This window comes from Mycolicibacterium tusciae, from assembly GCF_002086795.1.
GTDB classification, from domain to species: Bacteria; Actinomycetota; Actinomycetes; order Mycobacteriales; family Mycobacteriaceae; genus Mycobacterium; species Mycobacterium tusciae.
Genome location: NZ_MVIM01000017.1, coordinates 45,550 through 64,666 on the forward strand (window position 1 = coordinate 45,550; position 19,117 = coordinate 64,666).

19 protein-coding genes and 2 pseudogenes are annotated in these 19,117 nt (G+C 66.3%); 6 read left to right on the plus strand and 15 right to left on the minus strand.

Features of this window, described 5'->3' with window-relative positions; translation table 11 throughout:
- Nucleotides 1–8 precede the first annotated feature (8 nt).
- The 4 genes from BST47_RS24425 to BST47_RS24440 form a co-directional block, all read right to left on the minus strand.
- Nucleotides 9–557, minus strand: a complete 549-nt coding sequence (locus tag BST47_RS24425; protein WP_083128267.1) for a tripartite tricarboxylate transporter TctB family protein — start codon at nt 555–557, stop codon at nt 9–11.
- Nucleotides 558–559: 2 nt separating this feature from the next.
- Entirely contained in the window at nt 560–1,579 is a 1,020-nt protein-coding gene (locus BST47_RS24430; protein ID WP_083128268.1) for a Bug family tripartite tricarboxylate transporter substrate binding protein, read from the minus strand.
- Between the two features lie 131 nt (nt 1,580–1,710).
- Nucleotides 1,711–3,477 carry an acyl-CoA dehydrogenase gene (locus BST47_RS24435; protein ID WP_083128269.1) on the minus strand — a complete coding sequence of 589 codons (1,767 nt, stop codon included), beginning with the start codon at nt 3,475–3,477 and terminating at the stop codon, nt 1,711–1,713.
- Nucleotides 3,478–3,489: 12 nt separating this feature from the next.
- Entirely contained in the window at nt 3,490–4,146 is a 657-nt protein-coding gene (locus tag BST47_RS24440) for a TetR/AcrR family transcriptional regulator (protein ID WP_083128270.1), read from the minus strand.
- Between the two features lie 139 nt (nt 4,147–4,285).
- Here BST47_RS24440 and BST47_RS30930 point away from each other — a divergent pair.
- Nucleotides 4,286–4,396, plus strand: a pseudogene (locus tag BST47_RS30930) (CAP domain-containing protein); the annotation flags it as partial.
- 6 nt (nt 4,397–4,402) lie between these two features.
- On the opposite strand, the gene BST47_RS24445 reads toward BST47_RS30930, so the two are convergent.
- Nucleotides 4,403–5,026 carry a DUF3159 domain-containing protein gene (locus tag BST47_RS24445; protein WP_083128271.1) on the minus strand — a complete coding sequence of 208 codons (624 nt, stop codon included), beginning with the start codon at nt 5,024–5,026 and terminating at the stop codon, nt 4,403–4,405.
- A 112-nt stretch (nt 5,027–5,138) separates the two neighbouring features.
- Between BST47_RS24445 and BST47_RS24450 the strand changes: the two genes are divergently transcribed.
- From BST47_RS24450 to BST47_RS24460, 3 genes are read left to right on the plus strand one after another with little or no spacing between them, the layout of a single operon-like run.
- Nucleotides 5,139–6,671: a Re/Si-specific NAD(P)(+) transhydrogenase subunit alpha gene (locus BST47_RS24450; RefSeq protein WP_083128272.1), complete on the plus strand. Its 1,533-nt coding sequence runs from the start codon at nt 5,139–5,141 to the stop codon at nt 6,669–6,671.
- 6 nt (nt 6,672–6,677) lie between these two features.
- Entirely contained in the window at nt 6,678–8,123 is a 1,446-nt protein-coding gene (gene pntB / locus BST47_RS24455) for a Re/Si-specific NAD(P)(+) transhydrogenase subunit beta (protein WP_083128273.1), read from the plus strand.
- Nucleotides 8,124–8,178: 55 nt separating this feature from the next.
- The gene (locus BST47_RS24460) at nt 8,179–9,318 is read left to right on the plus strand and encodes an acyl-CoA dehydrogenase family protein (RefSeq protein WP_083128274.1); all 1,140 of its coding nucleotides are present in this window, start codon (nt 8,179–8,181) and stop codon (nt 9,316–9,318) included.
- A gap of 163 nt (nt 9,319–9,481) precedes the next feature.
- Here the strand turns inward: BST47_RS24460 and BST47_RS24465 are convergent, their stop codons facing one another.
- The 5 genes and pseudogenes from BST47_RS24465 to BST47_RS24485 all read right to left on the minus strand — a co-directional run.
- Nucleotides 9,482–9,976 carry a DUF3592 domain-containing protein gene (locus tag BST47_RS24465; RefSeq protein WP_133056242.1) on the minus strand — a complete coding sequence of 165 codons (495 nt, stop codon included), beginning with the start codon at nt 9,974–9,976 and terminating at the stop codon, nt 9,482–9,484.
- A gap of 36 nt (nt 9,977–10,012) precedes the next feature.
- The gene (locus tag BST47_RS24470) at nt 10,013–10,912 is read right to left on the minus strand and encodes an alpha/beta fold hydrolase (protein WP_083128276.1); all 900 of its coding nucleotides are present in this window, start codon (nt 10,910–10,912) and stop codon (nt 10,013–10,015) included.
- Between the two features lie 45 nt (nt 10,913–10,957).
- The gene (locus tag BST47_RS24475) at nt 10,958–12,139 is read right to left on the minus strand and encodes a sensor histidine kinase (protein ID WP_083128277.1); all 1,182 of its coding nucleotides are present in this window, start codon (nt 12,137–12,139) and stop codon (nt 10,958–10,960) included.
- Between the two features lie 2 nt (nt 12,140–12,141).
- The gene (locus BST47_RS24480; protein WP_272937647.1) at nt 12,142–12,795 is read right to left on the minus strand and encodes a response regulator transcription factor; all 654 of its coding nucleotides are present in this window, start codon (nt 12,793–12,795) and stop codon (nt 12,142–12,144) included.
- Between the two features lie 95 nt (nt 12,796–12,890).
- Nucleotides 12,891–13,202, minus strand: a pseudogene (locus BST47_RS24485) (DUF1348 family protein); the annotation flags it as partial.
- Nucleotides 13,203–13,268: 66 nt separating this feature from the next.
- Here BST47_RS24485 and BST47_RS24490 point away from each other — a divergent pair.
- On the plus strand, nt 13,269–14,507 hold the full coding sequence (locus BST47_RS24490; protein ID WP_107529076.1) for an acyl-CoA dehydrogenase family protein: 1,239 nt from the start codon (nt 13,269–13,271) through the stop codon (nt 14,505–14,507).
- A complete protein-coding gene (locus BST47_RS24495; protein WP_083128280.1) occupies nt 14,504–15,316 on the plus strand; it encodes a tyrosine-protein phosphatase in 813 nt (270 codons plus the stop codon). The genes BST47_RS24490 and BST47_RS24495 overlap by 4 nt, the downstream gene beginning before the upstream one ends.
- Here the strand turns inward: BST47_RS24495 and BST47_RS24500 are convergent.
- Genes BST47_RS24500 through BST47_RS24520 form a run of 5 tightly spaced genes read right to left on the minus strand, consistent with a single transcriptional unit; the run spans nt 15,305 to nt 19,113 of the window.
- A complete protein-coding gene (locus BST47_RS24500; protein WP_083128281.1) occupies nt 15,305–15,790 on the minus strand; it encodes a DUF456 domain-containing protein in 486 nt (161 codons plus the stop codon). The genes BST47_RS24495 and BST47_RS24500 overlap by 12 nt on opposite strands.
- Before the next feature lie 17 nt (nt 15,791–15,807).
- The gene (locus tag BST47_RS24505; protein ID WP_083128282.1) at nt 15,808–16,551 is read right to left on the minus strand and encodes a methyltransferase domain-containing protein; all 744 of its coding nucleotides are present in this window, start codon (nt 16,549–16,551) and stop codon (nt 15,808–15,810) included.
- A gap of 23 nt (nt 16,552–16,574) precedes the next feature.
- Nucleotides 16,575–17,282 carry a haloacid dehalogenase type II gene (locus BST47_RS24510; RefSeq protein WP_083128283.1) on the minus strand — a complete coding sequence of 236 codons (708 nt, stop codon included), beginning with the start codon at nt 17,280–17,282 and terminating at the stop codon, nt 16,575–16,577.
- Complete coding sequence (locus tag BST47_RS24515; RefSeq protein ID WP_083128284.1) at nt 17,279–18,247, minus strand: NADPH:quinone oxidoreductase family protein; 969 nt, start codon at nt 18,245–18,247, stop codon at nt 17,279–17,281. The genes BST47_RS24510 and BST47_RS24515 overlap by 4 nt, the downstream gene beginning before the upstream one ends.
- Nucleotides 18,248–18,249: 2 nt before the next feature.
- Nucleotides 18,250–19,113 carry an SDR family oxidoreductase gene (locus BST47_RS24520; protein ID WP_083128285.1) on the minus strand — a complete coding sequence of 288 codons (864 nt, stop codon included), beginning with the start codon at nt 19,111–19,113 and terminating at the stop codon, nt 18,250–18,252.
- Between the last annotated feature and the right edge of the window lie 4 nt (nt 19,114–19,117).

The window sequence follows — 19,117 nt, forward strand, 5'->3', positions numbered from 1 at the left end:
CTGCGAAACTAGAAAGCGATCAAGTGGGGCAACGGGATTCGCAGCCCGTAGAGAAACAGGACATAGAACGCCGCGACGGTCACCACGCTGATGATGACGGTGTTGCGCCAGCTCTCGCCGCCGAGGAACTTGAGCCAGATCACGCACAACGCCAACGCGGGGATCTCGAATCCGGTCACCGGCATCAGCACACCGAAAGCGACGAACGTGATGATGCCGATGATCGGGAGGATGCTGCTGCGCGTGAACGCCTCGGCGTCGGTCAGGTTGCGGCCGATCGCCAGCAGCACTGCCGACATCGCCGCGATCAATACGCTGACGACGAACGGCCACAGCCCGGGACCCGGCTCGCGTAGTGAGCCGAGGCCGTATCCGGCTGACAGCACCGCGCCGCCGATGCCGATCGCGATGCCGACGAGCGCACCGACGATCTGGTAGGCGGGACCGCCCGAGGGTGGCCGCTCCTCCTCCAATTCGTGGGCGACCTCGGCCTCGAGTTCGGCGAGGATGTCGCGGGTGTGCTGGTGCGGCGTGCTGCCGGGTGCGGCGTCGTTCATGCTCAGCCCTCGTCGCGCAGGTTGATGCCGTACTGCTTGACCAGTGCCTCGTACCGCTTCTTGTCAGACTGCAGCTGCGCGAGGACCTCGTCACCGGAGAGTTCCATCGGGGTGAGGCTGTTCTGCTTGTTGAACTCCTTGTAGCTCTCGGTCGCGAACGTGGCCCGCATACCTTCGGCGATCTTGTCCTGGATCTCCTGCGGGGTGCCCTTGGGCACCGTCATGAAGCGGTACTGCGTCACCTCGACGTCGAGTCCCTGTTCCTTGGCGGTGGGCACGTCGGGCAGGTACTCGATGCGCGACGGGCCGAAAACCGCGAGCGGGGTCAGCTTGCCGGACTGGATGTTCTCGATGGCCTCACCGACCTGGATGCTGGCCACGTCGACCTGGTTGCCGAGCACGGCGGCCAGCGCCGGGGCTCCGCCGTCGAACGGAACAGCCTGTGACTCGACGTTGCTCGTCTTGAACAGCAGGGCGGCCGACAGCTGCGCTCCGGTGCCCACGCCCGTCGTCCCGTACCGGACGACGCGGTTGGCGTTCTTGAGGTCGTCGAGCGTCCGGAATCCGCTCGCTGGATTGGTCACCAGCACGTAGTCGTCACGCGAAACTCCCTGCACCACATCGAAATCGTCGATGTTGGTGACCTCGTCGGGGCTCACCGCCATCGGGGTGATGGTGAACAGCGACGCGTTCTGGATCGCGATGATCGAGCCGTTGGGCTCCGCCTTGGCGACCTCGGCCGCGGCCAGCGCACCGTTGGCACCTTCCCGGTTGATGACCGGGAACGAGGCGCCGAGGTTGTCGCTCAGTCCCTTGGACACCGCGCGGCTGATCAGGTCGCTGGAGCCGCCTGCGGACGCGCCGACGTACATCTCGACCGCACCGGACGGGTAGGAGTCGCCGCCACCGCCGCCGGTGGAGTTCTGGACGCCGCTACATCCGGTGAGGACAAGCCCGACGGCGGCCGTCGCCGCCAAACCGGCACGGACGCGATTACGAATGAATGTGTCGTGGGCGGGCATGAATCACTCCTCGTCGTGTGATCTGACGTCCACAGGGTCATGGATGTGGTCGTAGTCACTCCACCGTAGGAAAATCCAGTGATACCTGTCCAAGCCTCTTATCGCATTACTTCATGCGCTTTAGGTATTAGTCAGAACCAGCTGTCGCGCATGTCCAGCGTCGTGCGGTCCAGTGCGGCAAGCAGATCGAGTTGGGGACCCGTCTTGGGCAGTTCGCTCCGGAAGAAGTACCGGGCGGCTTGCCGTTTGCCGTCGTAGAAGTCGCCGGCGCGGCCGTTGCAGGCGACCACCTGCTCGAGCCAGATCCAGGCGACCACGATGTGGCCGAACGCCTCGAGGTACGCGACGCTGTTGGCCAGCGCGGCATCGATGTCGCCGGAAGCGAACATTGCGGTGGTCACCTCGACCAGCCGCTGCCAGGTTGCAGTGAGCCGAGGGGCCAGTTCCGCGGCATCCCCGCCCGCGGCGTTCGCGATCTCGACCGTCTGCGCAATCGCCGCCCCGAGCGCCGCGAGGCTGGCGCCGCCGCGCTGGGTCACCTTGCGGCCCAACAGGTCGAGGCTCTGAATGCCATGGGTGCCCTCGTGAATGGCGTTGAGCCGGTTGTCGCGGTAGTGCTGTTCGACGTCGTATTCGCGGGTGTAGCCGTATCCGCCGTGCACCTGAATCGCGAGGCTGTTGGCCTCCAGGCACCACTGCGACGGCCAGCTCTTGCCGACCGGCGTGAGGATGTCGAGCAGCAGCGTCGCCGCATCGCGCTCGGCGTCGGTTTCGGCGCTGTGCTGCACGTCGACGAGCTTGGCGCAGTACAGCAGCAACGCCATCCCGCCCTCGACATACGCCTTCTGCGCCAACAGCATTCGCTTGACGTCGGCGTGTTCGATGATCGGGATCTGCGGCGAAGTCGGGTCCTTGGCCGTCACCGGTCTGCCCTGCGGACGTTCGCGGGCGTAGTCCACCGATTTGAGGTATCCGGTGTAGCCCAGTGCCACCGCGCCCATGCCTACGCCGAGGCGTGCCTCGTTCATCATGGTGAACATGTAGGTGATGCCGCGGTGCGGCTCACCGACGAGATAACCGACGGCGCCGTCGAAGTTCAGCACGGTGTTGGTGATACCCCGCTGCCCCATCTTGTGGTTCAGCCCGGCGATGACGACGTTGTTGCGCTCGCCGATCGAACCATCGTCATTGACAAGGTATTTCGGGACGATGAAGAGCGAGATGCCCTTGGTGCCCGCCGGCCCGCCCGGGATCTTGGCAAGCACCAGGTTGACGATGTTCTCGGTCATCTCGTGCTCGGCGCCGGAGATCCACATCTTCGAACCGAACAGCCGGTACGTGCCGTCGGGCTGCGGTTCGGCCCGCGTGAGGATGTCGGCGAGTGACGAACCGGCGTGTGTCTCGGACAGTGCCATGGTCCCGGTGAACCGCCCGGCCAGCATGGGACGCAGGAAAGCGTCGATCTGTTCGGGGGTGCCGAACTTCGCGATCAGGTTCGCGTTGGCGATGGTGAGCATCAGATACCCGGTGGTGCTGACGTTGGCCGCCGAGAACCAGGCCAACCCGGCCTCGGCCACCGTCACGGGCAGCTGGGCTCCGCCGTGCTCGGCGTCCATCGCGACGCCGAGCAGGTCGGCCTGGGTGAACGCGTCCAGCGCCTCTTTGACCTCGTCGATGACGGTGACGGTGTCACCATCGAAGGTCGGTTCGGCGGCGTCGCTCTTCTTGTTGTGCGGCGCGAAATACCGCGTCGCCAACTGTTCACACAGCTCTAGCACCCCGTCGAACGTCTCGCGGGAGTGCTCGGCGAAGCGGTCGCGCTTGGTCAGTTCGTCGACCCGCAGCCACTCGTAGAGCAGGAAATCGAGATCCCGTCGCGACAGCAAGTTCGATTTCATCTGATTCGACGGCTAGTTGGCTGCGCTGATGTTCACGCCCAGGGGCTCGGACTCGCGCACCGTTTCGTCGCGGATCAGTCCACGCAACAGCGCGGTGCTGAACTCGACGGCGATCTCCTGGGCGGTGCGCCGACCGTGCGGCCGCAGCCAGCGGTAGGACCCCAGCGTCATCCCGATGTAGCCGAGGGCCAGGACGTGGCTGTCACAGTCGTAGAACTCGCCGCTGGCGATGCCGCGGTCGATGACGTCGCGCACGTGCTCGTAGACCTGGGTTTCCTTCTCCCTGATGTAGGCGACCTGCTCCTCGGTGAACCACTCCGTGATGTAGGGGCCCTCCTGGAAGTACACCGCCGCGCGCTCGATGTCGCTGGCGATGCCGACCAGCAGCCGACGGGTGAAGTGATAGATGGTCTCCCTGGCCGACGCGGTCGGGTCGTCGTGCAGGGCATCGACGGTGAAGTCGGCAGCGCCCTTGTAGATGTCGTAGAGGATCAACGCTTTGCTGGCGTAGTAGTGGTACACCGTGGCCTTGTTCAGGCCGACGGCATCGGCGACGTCGTCCATCCGGGTGCCGTGATACCCACGAGCGGCGAACAGCTTGGTGGCGACGGCCAGCAGTTCCTCGCGACGTGACATCCCGTTCGAGGCTTCCGGTGACGAGGCTGGCATGGCGACTCACTATATGCAGGCCCGGAGCGGATCCGGGTATCAATCAACTGGTTGGCTAGTTTATGCGTTGAGGGTGTCGGCGCCTCGGCGGCAGGTCTAGACTCGGGCCAGAACCAGCCGCGACACGAGAGGTGATGACGTGGATCCCAACCCCGATTATGACGCGAGCGACGAGCTCGAATACGGCGCGAACTGGTTCGCCTGGATTCTGCGTGGCGTTTATCCGCCGCCGGCCTATCCCCCCGTCTAACCCGCGTCACGCCTCGCGTGCGCGCGGGAGAGCCCGGATGCTCACCCGGACGGCGAGATAGATCACCGACGAGGTGACCACGAATATCGGCCAGCCCATCGCGATACGCGCCGCCGCAAGTAGCCCCTCCTGATCCGTGTCATACAGGTAGTTCTGTACCAGGAATCGTGACCACGATGCCGTCGCCATCACGGCGGTCGCGATGTCGAACGCCAATCGAACTCTCGGAACGCGACGCCACGTGTCGTCGCGACCCGTCATCCATGCCCACCCGACGCCGACGAGTGGTCGGCGGATCACGATCGAAACGGTGAAGGCGAGCGCCAATCCGAGATACATCCAGATGCCGGGCAGATAGAAGTCCTTGGCCCTGCCGGTGATCAAGGCGAACGCCGCGCACACCGCGATACCGGCGAATCCCAATATCGCAGGCCGGGTGGACTCCCTGCGGAACAGCTGCCACGCGAGGATGAGCGACGCGACCGTGATCGCGGCGATGAGCGCCGGACGCAAACCGGTCAACGAGTTCGTCACCGCGAACGTGGTGACCGGAAGCGCCGTGTACACCAACCCGCGCACTCCGCCGGCGCGAATCAGCAGCGCAGCTGCGGGCGGTCGGGACTCGGTCATCACCTCGAACTTTACGTGGGCCTCGGCGCTCGCCTCGGCTGCAAGTTTGGGGTAAGCCGCTTACCGCCGGAGGGGCACACGGTCGCCAAGACGCGGATGGGAGACTTTTCGGATGATTATCGGGATACCGCGCGAATCCCTGGCGGGTGAGACGCGGGTTGCCGCTACGCCGCAGACCGTCGGACAACTGCTCAAACTGGGCTACACGGTCGTCGTCGAGTCGGGCGCAGGCGCTGCGTCCAGCTTTGCCGATGCGGCCTACGTGGAGGCCGGCGCCAGTGTCGGCGACCCCTGGGCGGCCGACGTCGTCCTCAAGGTCAACGCTCCCCGGGACGATGAGGTCGACGAGATCGCCAAGTTGCGCGACGGCGCGACACTCGTGAGCCTGATCTCCCCGGCGCTGAACCCGGAACTGGTCGAGAAACTGTCCGCCCGCCCCATCACGGTGCTGGCGATGGACGCCGTGCCGCGCATCTCGCGGGCGCAGTCGCTGGACGTGCTGTCGTCCATGGCGAACATCGCCGGATACCGCGCGGTGGTCGAAGCCGCGCATAGCTTCGGCCGGTTCTTCACCGGGCAGGTGACCGCCGCGGGCAAGGTGCCGCCGGCCAAGGTGCTCGTGGTCGGCGCAGGGGTGGCCGGCCTGGCCGCCATCGGCGCGGCCGGCAGCCTCGGTGCGGTCGTCAAGGCCACCGACCCGCGGCCCGAGGTCGCCGATCAGGTGCGCTCCCTCGGCGGGGAGTACATGCCAGTCGATCCGGAGGCGGCCGAGGTCTCGGCGACCGGCTACGCCAAGGAGATGGGCGACGACTACAAGGCGCGCGAGGCCGCGCTGTACGCCGAGTTGGCCAAAGAGGTCGACATCATCATCACCACCGCGCTGATCCCGGGTAGGCCCGCGCCGCGCATCATCACCGCTGACATGGTCGCGTCGATGAAGCCGGGCAGCGTGCTCGTCGACATGGCGGCCGCCAACGGTGGCAACGTCGAGGGCACCGTCAAGGATCAGGCGATCGTCACCGACCACGGCGTGACGATCATCGGCTACACCGATCTGGCGGGACGTCTGCCCGCCACCGCGTCACAGCTCTACGGCACCAACCTGGTGAACCTGCTCAAGCTGCTCACCCCGGAGAAGGACGGGCAGCTCACCCTGGACTTCGACGACGTCGTTCAGCGGTCGGTCACCGTGGTGCGCGACGGCGAGACCACATGGCCGCCTCCTCCGGTACAGGTGTCCGCGGCGCCCGCGGCTGCCGCCGCCGCACCGGTCGAGCACAAGCCGGCCAAGACGCCGATGACGACCCGACGCCGGCTGGGCATCACCTTCGCGGCCGCGGCGGTGCTGTTCGCCCTCATTGCGCTGTCCCCCGCCGCGCTGCAGGTACACCTGACGGTGTTCGCGCTGGCGATCGTCATCGGCTACTACGTGATCGGCAACGTGCACCACGCGCTGCACACGCCGCTGATGTCGGTAACCAACGCGATCTCGGGGATCATCGTCGTCGGCGCGCTGCTGCAGATCGGCCACGGCAACGGCGTCATCACCGGGATCGCATTCGTGGCCATCCTGCTCGCCAGCATCAACGTTTTCGGTGGCTTCGCGGTGACGCGTCGCATGTTGTCCATGTTCTCGAGGAGCTAGATCGTCATGTTCACCATTGAGACTGCCGCCACCGCGGCCTACGTCGTCGCCGCGCTGTTGTTCATCCTGGCGCTTGCTGGCCTGTCCAAGCACGAGACATCAAGGGCGGGAAACAGTTTCGGCATCGCCGGGATGGCCGTCGCGCTACTCGCGACCATCGCGCTGGCGCTCGCCCGCCACATCGAACCCTTGGGTCTGGGCCTGCTCGTCGTCGCCATGGTCATCGGAGCGGTGATCGGGCTGTGGCGGGCGAAGATCGTCGAGATGACGGGCATGCCCGAGTTGATCGCGCTGCTGCACTCATTCGTCGGCCTGGCCGCCGTGCTGGTCGGCTGGAACGGCTACCTACACGTCGAGGGTGACGCCACCGGCGCTGAGGCGGTGCAGCTCGGCACCGAGGGAATGCTGGGCATTCACTCCGCCGAGGTCGTCATCGGTGTTTTCATCGGGGCGGTGACGTTCACCGGTTCGGTCGTCGCCAACCTGAAGTTGTCGGCCCGGATGAAGTCCGCGCCGATGATGCTGCCCGGCAAGAACGTCCTCAACGTCGGCGCGCTGGTGGTGTTCGCCGCGCTCACCGTGTGGTTCGTGATCGACCCGCAGCTGTGGCTGCTCATCGTGGTCACGGTGCTGGCGCTGCTCCTGGGCTGGCATCTGGTTGCGTCGATCGGCGGCGGCGACATGCCCGTGGTGGTGTCGATGCTCAACAGCTATTCGGGCTGGGCCGCCGCAGCGTCGGGCTTCCTGCTGGGCAACGACCTGCTCATCGTCACCGGCGCGCTGGTCGGCTCCTCCGGCGCCTACCTGTCCTACATCATGTGCAAGGCCATGAACCGGTCGTTCATCTCGGTGATCGCAGGCGGCTTCGGTATCGAAGCCGGCCCGGCGGATGACAAGGATTACGGCACCCACCGCGAGATCGACGCCGACAGCGCGGCCGAACTCCTCGCCTCGGCGAGTTCTGTGATCATCACGCCCGGCTACGGCATGGCCGTCGCGCAGGCCCAGTACGGTGTCGCGGACCTGACCCGGAAGCTGCGCGACCGCGGCGTCAACGTCCGGTTCGGCATCCACCCCGTTGCGGGACGCCTGCCCGGCCACATGAACGTGCTGCTGGCCGAGGCCAAGGTGCCCTACGACATCGTGCTCGAGATGGACGAGATCAACGACGACTTCAGTGACACCGACGTCGTCCTGGTCATCGGCGCCAACGACACCGTCAACCCGGCGGCCTCCGAGGATCCGAGCAGCCCGATCGCCGGTATGCCGGTGCTGACGGTGTGGAACGCCAACAACGTCATCGTGTTCAAACGATCGATGGCATCGGGCTACGCGGGCGTGCAGAACCCGCTGTTCTTCCGAGAGAACACCCAGATGCTGTTCGGCGACGCCAAGGACCGGGTGGATGCCATCAACGCTGCACTCTCGGAATCGGTTTCCGCCGGCCACTAGGTACCGGCGTTGGCGCCCCGCAGGCTGATCCGGCAGTGCCGATTAGAGTCCGCGTATGCCCGTAGACCGGTTGTTGCCCACCCAGGAAGCCAACGAGCTGATCGCGCTCACCCGCGAGATCGCCGACAAGGTTCTCGATCCGGTGGTGGACACCCATGAGAAGGACGAGACCTATCCCGACGGGGTGTTCCCCGCCCTCGGCGCGGCGGGATTGTTGAGCCTTCCGCAGCCCGAGCAGTGGGGCGGCGGCGGGCAACCGTTCGAGGTGTACCTGCAGGTGCTCGAGGAACTGGCAGCGCGGTGGGCGGCCGTCGCGGTCGCGGTCAGCGTGCACAGCCTGTCGTCGCATCCGCTGCTGATGTTCGGTACCGAGGAACAGAAGCAACGCTGGCTTCCGGACATGCTGTCCGGCAGCCAGATCGGGGCCTACAGCCTGTCGGAGCCGCAGGCGGGCTCCGATGCTGCGGCGCTGCGGTGTGCCGCCAAATCCGATGACGACAGCTACGTGCTCAACGGTTCAAAATCCTGGATCACCCACGGCGGGGTCGCCGACTTCTACACGTTGTTCGCGCGGACCGGCGAAGGGTCAAGGGGCATTTCGTGTTTCCTGGTACCCGGCGATCTGCCCGGGCTCAGCTTCGGCAAGCCCGAGGAGAAGATGGGGTTGCATGCCGTCCCGACCACCTCTGCGTTCTACGACAACGCGCGCATCGGGGCGGACCGTCGTATCGGTGCGGATGGCCAGGGGCTGCAGATCGCGTTCAGCGCGCTGGACTCAGGCCGGCTGGGCATCGCCGCGGTGGCCACCGGGCTGGCGCAGGCGGCGCTGGACGAAGCGGTGCGTTATGCGAACGAGCGAACAACGTTCGGCCGCAAGATCATCGATCATCAGGGGCTGGGATTTCTGTTGGCGGACATGAGCGCGGCGGTGGTCAGCGCACGGGCGACATACCTCGACGCCGCGCGTCGTCGCGATCTGAACCTCCCGTACTCGGCGCAGGCCAGTGTGGCCAAGCTGGTCGCCACGGACGCGGCGATGAAGGTGACCACCGATGCCGTGCAGGTGTTCGGCGGCGCCGGGTACACGCGCGACTATCGCGTCGAGCGGTACATGCGAGAGGCCAAGATCATGCAGATCTTCGAAGGCACCAACCAGATTCAGCGCCTTGTCATAGCTCGCGGCCTTACGACCTGAGTCGTACACGGGGTGGTCCCGCCATCGAAATCAAGTCGAACTTTCGCTGCAAATCGTTGAAACCGATGACCTAGCCGCGGCGAGGCCGCTACTTGCTCGTTGCGCAGCTGCGTGACCTTGTCATAGCTAGCGGCCTGACGACCTGAGTCGTAGGGCCAGCCCCTCACCACGCAGTGCGCTGGCGTGCGGCCTTACCCCTTCTCCGGTGAACGATCACCGCGCCGATGACCGCACCCACCATGACGACCAGTCCCAAGAACGCGCCCACGATGAAGACGAGGGCCATGATGATCTCCGAATCACTACCCGCCTCAATGGCGTACGACGGGTCGGACGGGTCGTAAGTGATCTCGACTTGGTCACCGACATCGGGGTTGTTGCCCGTGAACCAGACGATCTCGGCGCTGACTGGTGTGCCACCGTCGGACGTGAACTCGACGGTGACGGTGTCGGTGAAGGCCGCCACGTCGGTGACGGTTGCCGTGGTCGTCACGCCATAGGAGTCGAGATAGCTGTTGGACCAGTAGCCCGCATACGCGATACCACCGAAGATCAGCGAGCCGATCAGGCTGACGCCGGCCACGCACCAGAGCAGCACGGCCCACACCGCTGACGGCCCGGCGGGCGGGCCGTACGGCGACCATTGCGTGGGCTCCATCGCTATATGGTGGCGCACAATTCGCGAGGGACCAGCCTATTGGATGAATTCGGTTATGGCGTTCACGAATTCGCCTGGCGCCTCGACCATCGGGCTGTGCCCCGAGCCTCGGATGACGACCGGCGTCAGCCCCGCCTCGCGGTAGCGCTCGACGTTGGTCGCTGTCGGCGTCAAAACGTCGCGCTCACCCCAGACGACCAGCACCGGCTGCTCGAGGCGGGCGATGCGGTCCACCGCCGCGGGCGCGCCGCCCTGGCCGCGGGCATGACACAGCCCCGAGTGTGTCAACTGCTCCAGCGATCGGTGAGCCAGTGACGGCACCGCGAAATCGGTGGCGAAGCCCGTCTGCAACGCGCTGTCGCTGATCGCATCCACGGGGCGCAGCCTGTCGATGGCCTGTCCGATGATCGGCGCGCAGGCCAATCCGGCCAGCGCGGGCATCTGCGCGAGGCTCATTTCGGCGGGGGTATCGGAGATCACCACTCGCTCAACACGTTCGGGATCGTGCCCGGCGAGCGCCAGCGCCACGAACCCGCCCATCGAATGTCCCACCAGGACGGCGTGGCGCACCTCGAGGGCATCGAGCGCCTTGCGCACGGCGTCGGCCTGGCTTTCGACGCGGTAACTCTCGGCGTTGCGGGGTGCCTCTGACCCACCGTGGCCGACGAGATCGATGGCGATCACGCGTTGCGCGGGCAATGCCGCCGCGACGCGATCCCACCACTGGACCGACGCCGAATAGCCGTGCAACAAAACGACTGCGCGATCACCAGGCGGGCCGAACTCCTTGACGTTGAGGTCCGGGCCTTCGAGTTCGATGACCCGCCCGCCGTCGAACGCCTGAGCCTGACGTGTCGCCCTGGCTACCAGGAATGCGTTCACCACCAGCGCGGCGACCACGACGACGATCGCGATCACGCCGATTCGCCACTTCATCCGTCGGACGCTACCGCTGGGGCTGCATTGCGCGCCAACGGTTTTTCAGCTGATGGGTTCCGGCGGCGATGTCGCGGTCACCCGCGTGCCGTGACCAGCCGCGGAGTCGATCTCCATCGAACCGCCCATCGCGTCGAATCGCGCCAGCAGCGACCCGAGGCCGATATGTCCGTCGGCGACATAGCTTTCGACGCTCGCAGGGTCGAAGCCCGTCCCGTCGTCGGTAATGGTCAACACCACCCTGTCCCGGTGCCGCGACAGGCTCACCCTGACGTTGCTCGCGCGCGCATGCTTGCCGATGTTGTTCAGCAGTTCTCGCGCCGCCCGGTACAGCAGCTGCTGCGACTCGGGCTTTCCGACGTCCTCCAGGTCGGCCTCCACGGCGCCATCGGAGCGAGCCTGGAACTGCCGCAGCAGTTCTCGCACGGCCTCCGTCAGCCCGAGCTGAGCAAGCACCTGGGGATGCAGCTCGGTCACTGTCGACCGCAGCGCGGCGGCCGTCTGCTGTAGGGCGGCGTGCACGGCCTCCAGCGCAGGATCGCCGGTGCGCTCGCGGACCTCGTCGAGGTCGAGGCGGGCCGCCAGCAACGTCTGCAGCGGGCCGTCGTGCAGATGCTCGGCGACCTCCCGGTTGTGCCGCTCATCGGCCTGCATCGCCTCGGACACCAGCTGCCGACGGACCTCCTGCAGCCTCGTGACACGCGCCCGGCGCGACACCAGCACCACACACAGCGCCGTGGTGGCCGCCGCTGCCCAGAGTAGAAACCCGAAGTGCGAGTAGACGATGTCCGGCATGCCGACGGTGTCGTCGCGCTTGGAATACACGATCCACACCCCGAGATAGCACAGTGCGGTGCCGGTGCCGAGGATCGCGGTGCGCCACGGCCGGTCCTGAAAGGCGATCGCGACCGGCAGCAGGAAGAAGACCGGCAGCAGGGCCGCCGTCGCTCCCCCGGACACCAGGCACAGCAGCACGACGACGAGAACATCGAAGGTGGTCGAGGTCCAGTCCGCCCAGCGCGGCACCGGACCGCGCAGCACCACGACGAGCCACACCACGGCGGCAGCCGCGTAGATCCCCAGCACCACCTCGTACACGCCGGGCAGCCAGTGGTCGACGTCCCACGTCCACACCAACAGCGCGATCAGCGCGATCAACGGCAGCCGGAGGAGCGCGCTGACGCGCACGGGTTCTGCCGTGAGGTATCGGGCGATGCGGTCGAGCAAAGCTAGTCCAGCAGTTTGCGGCGCATCGCCTCGGCCACGGCCGCGGCGCGGTCGTTGACGCCGAGTTTCTCGTAGAGGCGCTGCACGTGGGTCTTCACGGTCGACGGCGCGAGGAACAATTCCTTGGCCATCGCGGGGATGCTGCCGCCCGCGGCGATCAGCTTGAGCACTTCGCGTTCACGCGGACTGAGCACCGGTCCTTCGGGCTCGGCGCGCTTACGTATCTCACCGGCCAGGCCGGCGGCGAGGCTGGGTGCCACGACGTCACGGCCCTTCGCGCAGTCCAGCACCGCGTTCACGAGTTCGGAGCGGCTCGACTCCTTGGGCAGGAATCCGGCCGCACCCTCCTGTAGCGCACGGAAGACGATCGCCGACTCGTCGTGCGCCGAGATCAGCAGGACGCGGGTCGGCAGGTCGTCGCGCACCACCGCGGCGGCGACTTCGGCGCCGTCCATCCCCGGCATGCGGTAGTCCAGCAGCGCGACCTGGGGCTGATGCCTACGGATCGCCTCGAGTGCCGAAACGCCGTCGTCGGCCTCGGCGACCACCTCGATCGACCCGCTGGATATCAGCGCACGGACGACTCCGTCGCGAAACATCGGATGGTCGTCACCCACCACGACTCGCACTTTTTCGCTGGTCAGGCCTGTCGACACAGCTGCCAGCTTCGCACAGCCACCTGCGTTGTTCATCCGAATGAACGACACGCGTTCACTCGGCGGCGTGCGATTCTCGGCGCGTGTAACGCCATTGCCCGGTACCACTGGCCGCCGATGTCGCGGCATTCGTACTGAAACCGTACGGCGATGCGGTTGTCGTGGAAATCCCACAGGCTTCTGCGCAGGACGTAGTCGAGCTCGCGCTGCCACTTCTGTGTCAGGAACGCGACGATCTCGGCGCGGCCGACGACGTGCACGTCACGGTTGCGCCACTCTGAATCGGGCGTATAGGCCAGGCTGACGCGCTCGGGATCGCGCCTGTTCCAGGCGTCCTCAGCGGCGTGCACCTTCTGGACGGCGGTCTCGAGAGTGAACGGCGGAAACGGCGGACGGCTTTCGGTCATGTCCTGTTATACGTGTCATACACTGCCGCGATTTCCGTATTTCCCGGGTGTCATATCGTGACTGTCATGGACTTCGCGATGTCGGCCAAGGGGCAGGACTACCACAAGCGGCTCTCTGACTTCATGACCGAGTTCGTGTTCCCGGCGGAGAAGGACTACGAGGCCTACCGGCACGAGAAGGGCCCGGACGACCACACCGTCCCACCCGTCATCGAGGACCTCAAGAAACTGGCCAAGGAACGCGGTCTGTGGAACCTGTTCCTGCCCGCCGAGTCGGGGCTGACGAACCTCGAATACGCGCCGCTGGCCGAGCTCACCGGTTGGAGCATGGAGATCGCGCCCGAGGTGACCAACTGCGCGGCACCCGACACCGGCAACATGGAAACCCTGCACCTCTTCGCGAACGAGCAGCAGAGCAAGCAGTGGCTTGAACCACTGCTGAACGGAGAGATCCGCAGCGCCTTCGCGATGACGGAGCCCGCGGTGGCCTCCAGCGACGCCCGCAACATCCAGACCACGATGCTGCGCGACGGCGGCGACTACGTGATCAACGGCCGCAAATGGTGGATATCGGGGGCAGCCGATCCCCGCTGCAAGCTCCTCATCGTGATGGGCCGCACCAACCCGGATGCCGCCAGCCATCAGCAGCAGTCGATGATTCTTGTTCCCGTCGATACACCCGGTGTGTCGATCGAGCGGTCGCTGCCGGTTTTCGGATGGCAGGACCAGCACGGCCACTGCGAGGTCAGCTTCGACAGCGTACGGGTGCCGGTGACGAATCTGCTCCACGAGGAGGGCAGCGGTTTCGCGATTGCGCAGGCCCGCCTGGGGCCCGGCCGCATCCATCACTGCATGCGCGCCATCGGGGTGGCCGAGCGCGCACTGGCACTGATGGTCGACCGGGTGAACAATCGCATCGCCTTCGGTAAGCCGCTGGCCGAGCAGGGCGTGGTCCAGCAGCAGGTGGCGTTGTCGCGCAACGAAATCGACCAGGCGCGCCTGCTGTGTCACAAGGCGGCGTGGGTGATCGACCAAAAGGGCAACAAGGAAGCGCGCAACGAGGTCGCGATGATCAAGGCGGTGGCCCCGCAGATGGCGTGCAACGTCATCGACCGCGCAATCCAGGTGCACGGCGCGGCGGGCGTCAGCGACGACACCGTGCTGGCTCGGCTCTACGGCTGGCACCGGGCCATGCGCCTGTTCGACGGCCCCGACGAGGTCCACATGCGGAGCATCGCGCGGGCCGAACTCGGTAGGGAGAAATCGGCTTTCGCTGCGGCGGTGACCGCTGGACCTACTCGGTGACCTCGAACCCTAGCGACCCTGATGCCCTGTCAGGGGCGTGGAACTTCCGTGACATCGCCGAGGAGGCCGGCATTCGGCCCGGCCGGTTCTTCCGGTCCAGCGAGTTGAGCGGGCTCGACGATTCGGGTCAGGAGTCGCTGCTCCGTTTCGGCATCACCGACGTCGCCGACCTGCGCTCCGACCGTGAGGTCGAACGTCGCGGACAGGGCCGGGTGCCCGGCGGCGTCGTGATTCACCGGCTGCCGTTCCACGAACTGTCAAAACCGGGTGCCGAGGCGCCGCACGAGCAGAGCTTCGAGCGGATGATGACGGAAAAACCCGACGACGAAGACGTCGCAGTCGCCGCGGGCCGGTTCATGACCGAGGAATACGAGCGTTTCCCGACCCTGGCCGGCGCACAACTGGCTGTGCGGCAGGTCATTTCGATGCTGACCGAGGAACGACCGGTCATCACGCACTGCTTCGCGGGTAAGGACCGCACCGGTTTCACCGTCGCGACGGTGCTCGAGGCCGTCGGCGTCGACCGCGACGCGATCATGGCGGACTTCCTGCGCAGTAATGCCGCGGTGCACCGGCTTCGGGAGAGCATCCTCGAGTCGATCCGCAATCGGTCCGAGGACACCACCGACGAAATCGTGACGTTCGCGGAGGCCCGGCTCACCGAAGAGGTGCTGGGCGTGCGCGAGGTGTACCTCGACGCGTCCAGGAAGGCCATCGACGACCAATACGGCTCGTTGGGCAATTACCTTGAGGCTCTCGGTATTACGGGGGCACAACTGGATCTGTTGCGACGCTCGCTACTGGGTTAGATAAACCCCGAACACCCACGCGACGGTGGCGAACAGGGCCCCGGCGAGTTCGACACCCATCGACAGCGCGACACCCTTCACGGCGTGCTTGGTCGACGTCCACGCCAATCGCTGGTCGCCGCGCGTGGACAACTCGGCGAGATAGACGCCCAGCACGAAGCCGATCACCAGACCGATCACCGGGATCACGAAGAAGCCGATGATGCCCAGCACCGCACCCGCCGCCAGGCTCAGCGTGCGCACGTCGTTGGCGCGCATCCGCTTCACCGGCCAGGTGTACTTGATCAGGGTGGCCGCGCCGAGCAGCGCGGTGACCACCCCGAACGTCACCCAGCCCGTGAGGTTGTTCTCGACGACGGCCCAGACCGCGATCGCGGCGAACACCAGCAGCGTGCCGGGCAGAAGCGGCACCACGATGCCGACGATGCCGACGGCGATGGCGAGCGCTACGAGGATGATGCCGACGGTACCCACGACACGAACTTAACGGGTCAGGGCTTTCTGGCGCGCACCCACTGGAACGTTGCGAGCGTCTTGGACCGTACGCCTTCCATACCGAGGCCCTCGAGGATGTCGGCCAGCTCGTCCTCGGCGAAGAAGTTGGCCTGGCCCTCAGGCAGCAGGCGCAGCAGCGGTCCAAGGTTCCCGGCGGTCGGCACCATGATGGCCATTCGCCCGCCCGGCTTGAGCACCCTGACCATCTCGGCGAGCGTCTGTGCCGGGTTGGGTATCAGCTGCAGCACGGCCAGCGACGTGGTCGCATCGACCGTCTCGTCGCGCAGGGGAAGCCGCTGCGCGTCCGCGCGCATGAAGCCGACGTTCGGGCCCGCCTGGGCCTCGACCGCCCTGGCCAGCATCGGCTCGGAGATGTCCAGACCAAGCGCGAGGCCGCCCGGACCCGCCGCCTGCCCCAATTGCGCGGTCACATTGCCGGGACCACTGCCGACGTCCAGCGCCACGCCATCGGATGGGATGTTCAGCCAATCGACCGGAAGCCGCCACACGCCGGCCACCCTGCGGGCGAGCGCCTGCGCGTTGTCGTAAAGCATCGAGCCGATCCCCGACGCCCACGCGGCTTGAATCAGGCCGGTGTTCTTTGGTGTGCCTGTCGCGAGATCGTCGGTCAGCAGATCGAGATAGCCCTTGCTGACGTCGGGATTCGCCGGCGGATCCGTCAAGAGGTCCAACGCCTTGCGGAGTGCTTGCGGGATCTCGGTGTTCAATTGCTCGGTCACCCTTCCACGCTACGCCGCGCCGATCACGCGTCCAGTTGGTCGGCGAGGTCCAGAAAATCCGTTGCCGCGAAGTCGAATTCGCCTTCGGTGACCTTGTGCGGTCGCTGGTTGGGACCGTATTCGAGCGGACGGGTCACATAGGCGGTCATGAGCCCCGCATCGCGAGCGGCCCGCAGGTCGCCCGGATGCGCGGCGACCAGCATCAGCTCACCGGGAGCAACGTCGAGGAGCCCGGCGCAACCGAGGTATGCCTCGGGATCAGGTTTGTAGTGATGGAACAACTCGGCGGAGATCACGCAGTCCCACGGCAGCCCCGCGCGCTTGGCCATGTTGGTCAGCAACGACATATTGCCGTTCGACAGCGTCGTGATGAGAAACCGTTCCTTCAGTCGCGTGAGGCCCGCGACGCTGTCCGGCCACGGGTTCAGCCGGTGCCAGGCCCGGTTGAGATGGTCGACGTCCGCATCGCTGACCGAAGTGACGCCCGCGTCGTTCAGCAGCTCGTCGAGGATCATCCGATGCAGGACGTCGATCTTGGTCCACGGCAGCTCGCCGCGGCGGACCCGATCCATCGCGGGCAGATACCCCTTGCGCCAGCTGTCGGCAAGTATGGCCCAATCTGCCTGCACACCATGGCTTTCGCCGAATTTCTCCAGTTCGGCGATGATGCTCGAACGCCAGTCGACGACCGTGCCGAAGGTGTCGAACGCCAGCGCTTTCGGCGGGGTCACGGTTCCAGCACGACCTTGCCCAGCACACCGCCGTCGGCCAGACTCTGCAGCGCCGCTGCACCGTTGGCCAACGGGTACCGCACCGGCGGCGGAGGTCGCAGACCGGCCCGGACCAGCTCGGCCACCCCGAACTCGAAGAGCGACTGCGCGCCCGGGGTGCGGTTGACGTACTCGCCGTATCCCACGCCGATGACCGAGACGTTGCGCAGCAGCAGCCGGTTCACCTTGACGGCGGGAATCCCACCGCCCGAGGCGAATCCGAGCACCAGGAGCCTGCCCTCGGTGGCCAGTGCGCGAATCGCGTCGTCGAACACCTCACCGCCGACCGGATCGACCACCAGGTCGACACCGCGGCCGTCGGTGTGGTCCTTGACCGTCTGCAACCACCCATCGGTGAGCGGCAGCACCACGTCGGCGCCCAGTGACTTCACGAAATCGGTGCCATGCGGCCGGTGCACCATCGCAATCACCTTGGCGCCCAGCGCCTTCGCCACCTGGATGGCCGCCGTGCCCACACCACCGGCCGATCCGAGGACCAACACCGTTTCGCCGGCCCGCAGGGCTCCGCGTTTGGCGAGCGCGAAGTACATCGTCTGGTAATTGCCCAGGAGGGCAACGGCTTCGGCGTCATCGAGGTCGTCGGGTGTCGGCCGCAAGTTGGCAGGCGGCACGGCGACGCGTTCCGCCCAGGCGCCCAACATCGTCAGCGCGGTCACCCGCTGGCCGGGCTTGAACTCCGACTCGTACGGCGCGGAGACGACGACCCCCGCCGCCTCCATGCCGGGGATGAACGGGGGCTCCAGCCGCAGCTGGTACTCGCCGCGCAGAAGCAGCAGGTCGGGGAAGCTCACACCGGCAGCACCGACGTCGACGACCACGACCTCCTCACTGGCGACAACCTCGTCTACGTCTACGTAGGCCAACCCCGATGGACCGGAAAGCTCCTGCGCGACAAGCGCCTTCACTTTCAGCCGAGCGAGAACGTGGCGCGCTGCGCCGCCGACAGATCGGTGATCTCGCTCCACTTACCGGCCACGTCTTCGATCGAGGGCACCTCGGTGAACGTCACGCCCTCGTTCTGGAACAGCGCTGTCCGTTGCACTTTGCCGCCGCCGACGATGAACACCGATGCGGTCTCGGGCAGTTCCTCCGTGCACAGGTACGCGACCACCGGGGCGACATACTCGGGGGTGAGCTTCTCGAAGACCTCCGGCGGCAGGATGTCCTGCGTCATCCGGGTGGCCGCGATGGGCGCCACGGCGTTCGTCTTGATGTTGTACTTCGCGCCCTCCTGGGCCAGCGTGTTGATCAGCCCGACGAGGCCGAGTTTGGCGGCACCGTAGTTGGCCTGACCGAAGTTGCCGAAGAGGCCGCTGGTCGAGGTGGCCACGACGACCCGGCCAAAGTTGTTCTCGCGGAAGTGCGGCCAGGCCGCGCGGATCACGTTGTAGCCGCCGTAGAGGTGCACCTTGAGCACGGCGTCCCAGTTCGCGAACTCCATCTTGTGGAACGTGCCGTCGCGCAGGATGCCCGCGTTGCTCACCACACCGTCGACCTTGCCGAACTCGTCGATCGCGGTCTTGATGATGTTCTCGGCGCCCTCTTGTTCGGCCACCGAGTCGTAGTTCGCCACGGCGCGCCCGCCTGCGTCCTTGATCTCCTTGACCACCTCGTCGGCCATGTTGTGGCCGGCGCCGGTGCCGTCACGCGCACCGCCGAGATCGTTGACGACGACGCTGGCGCCCTCCCTGGCAAGGGTCAACGCATACTCTCGCCCGAGCCCGCCTCCGGCACCGGTGACGACGATGACACGATCCTGCACTCCTGGCATGGGG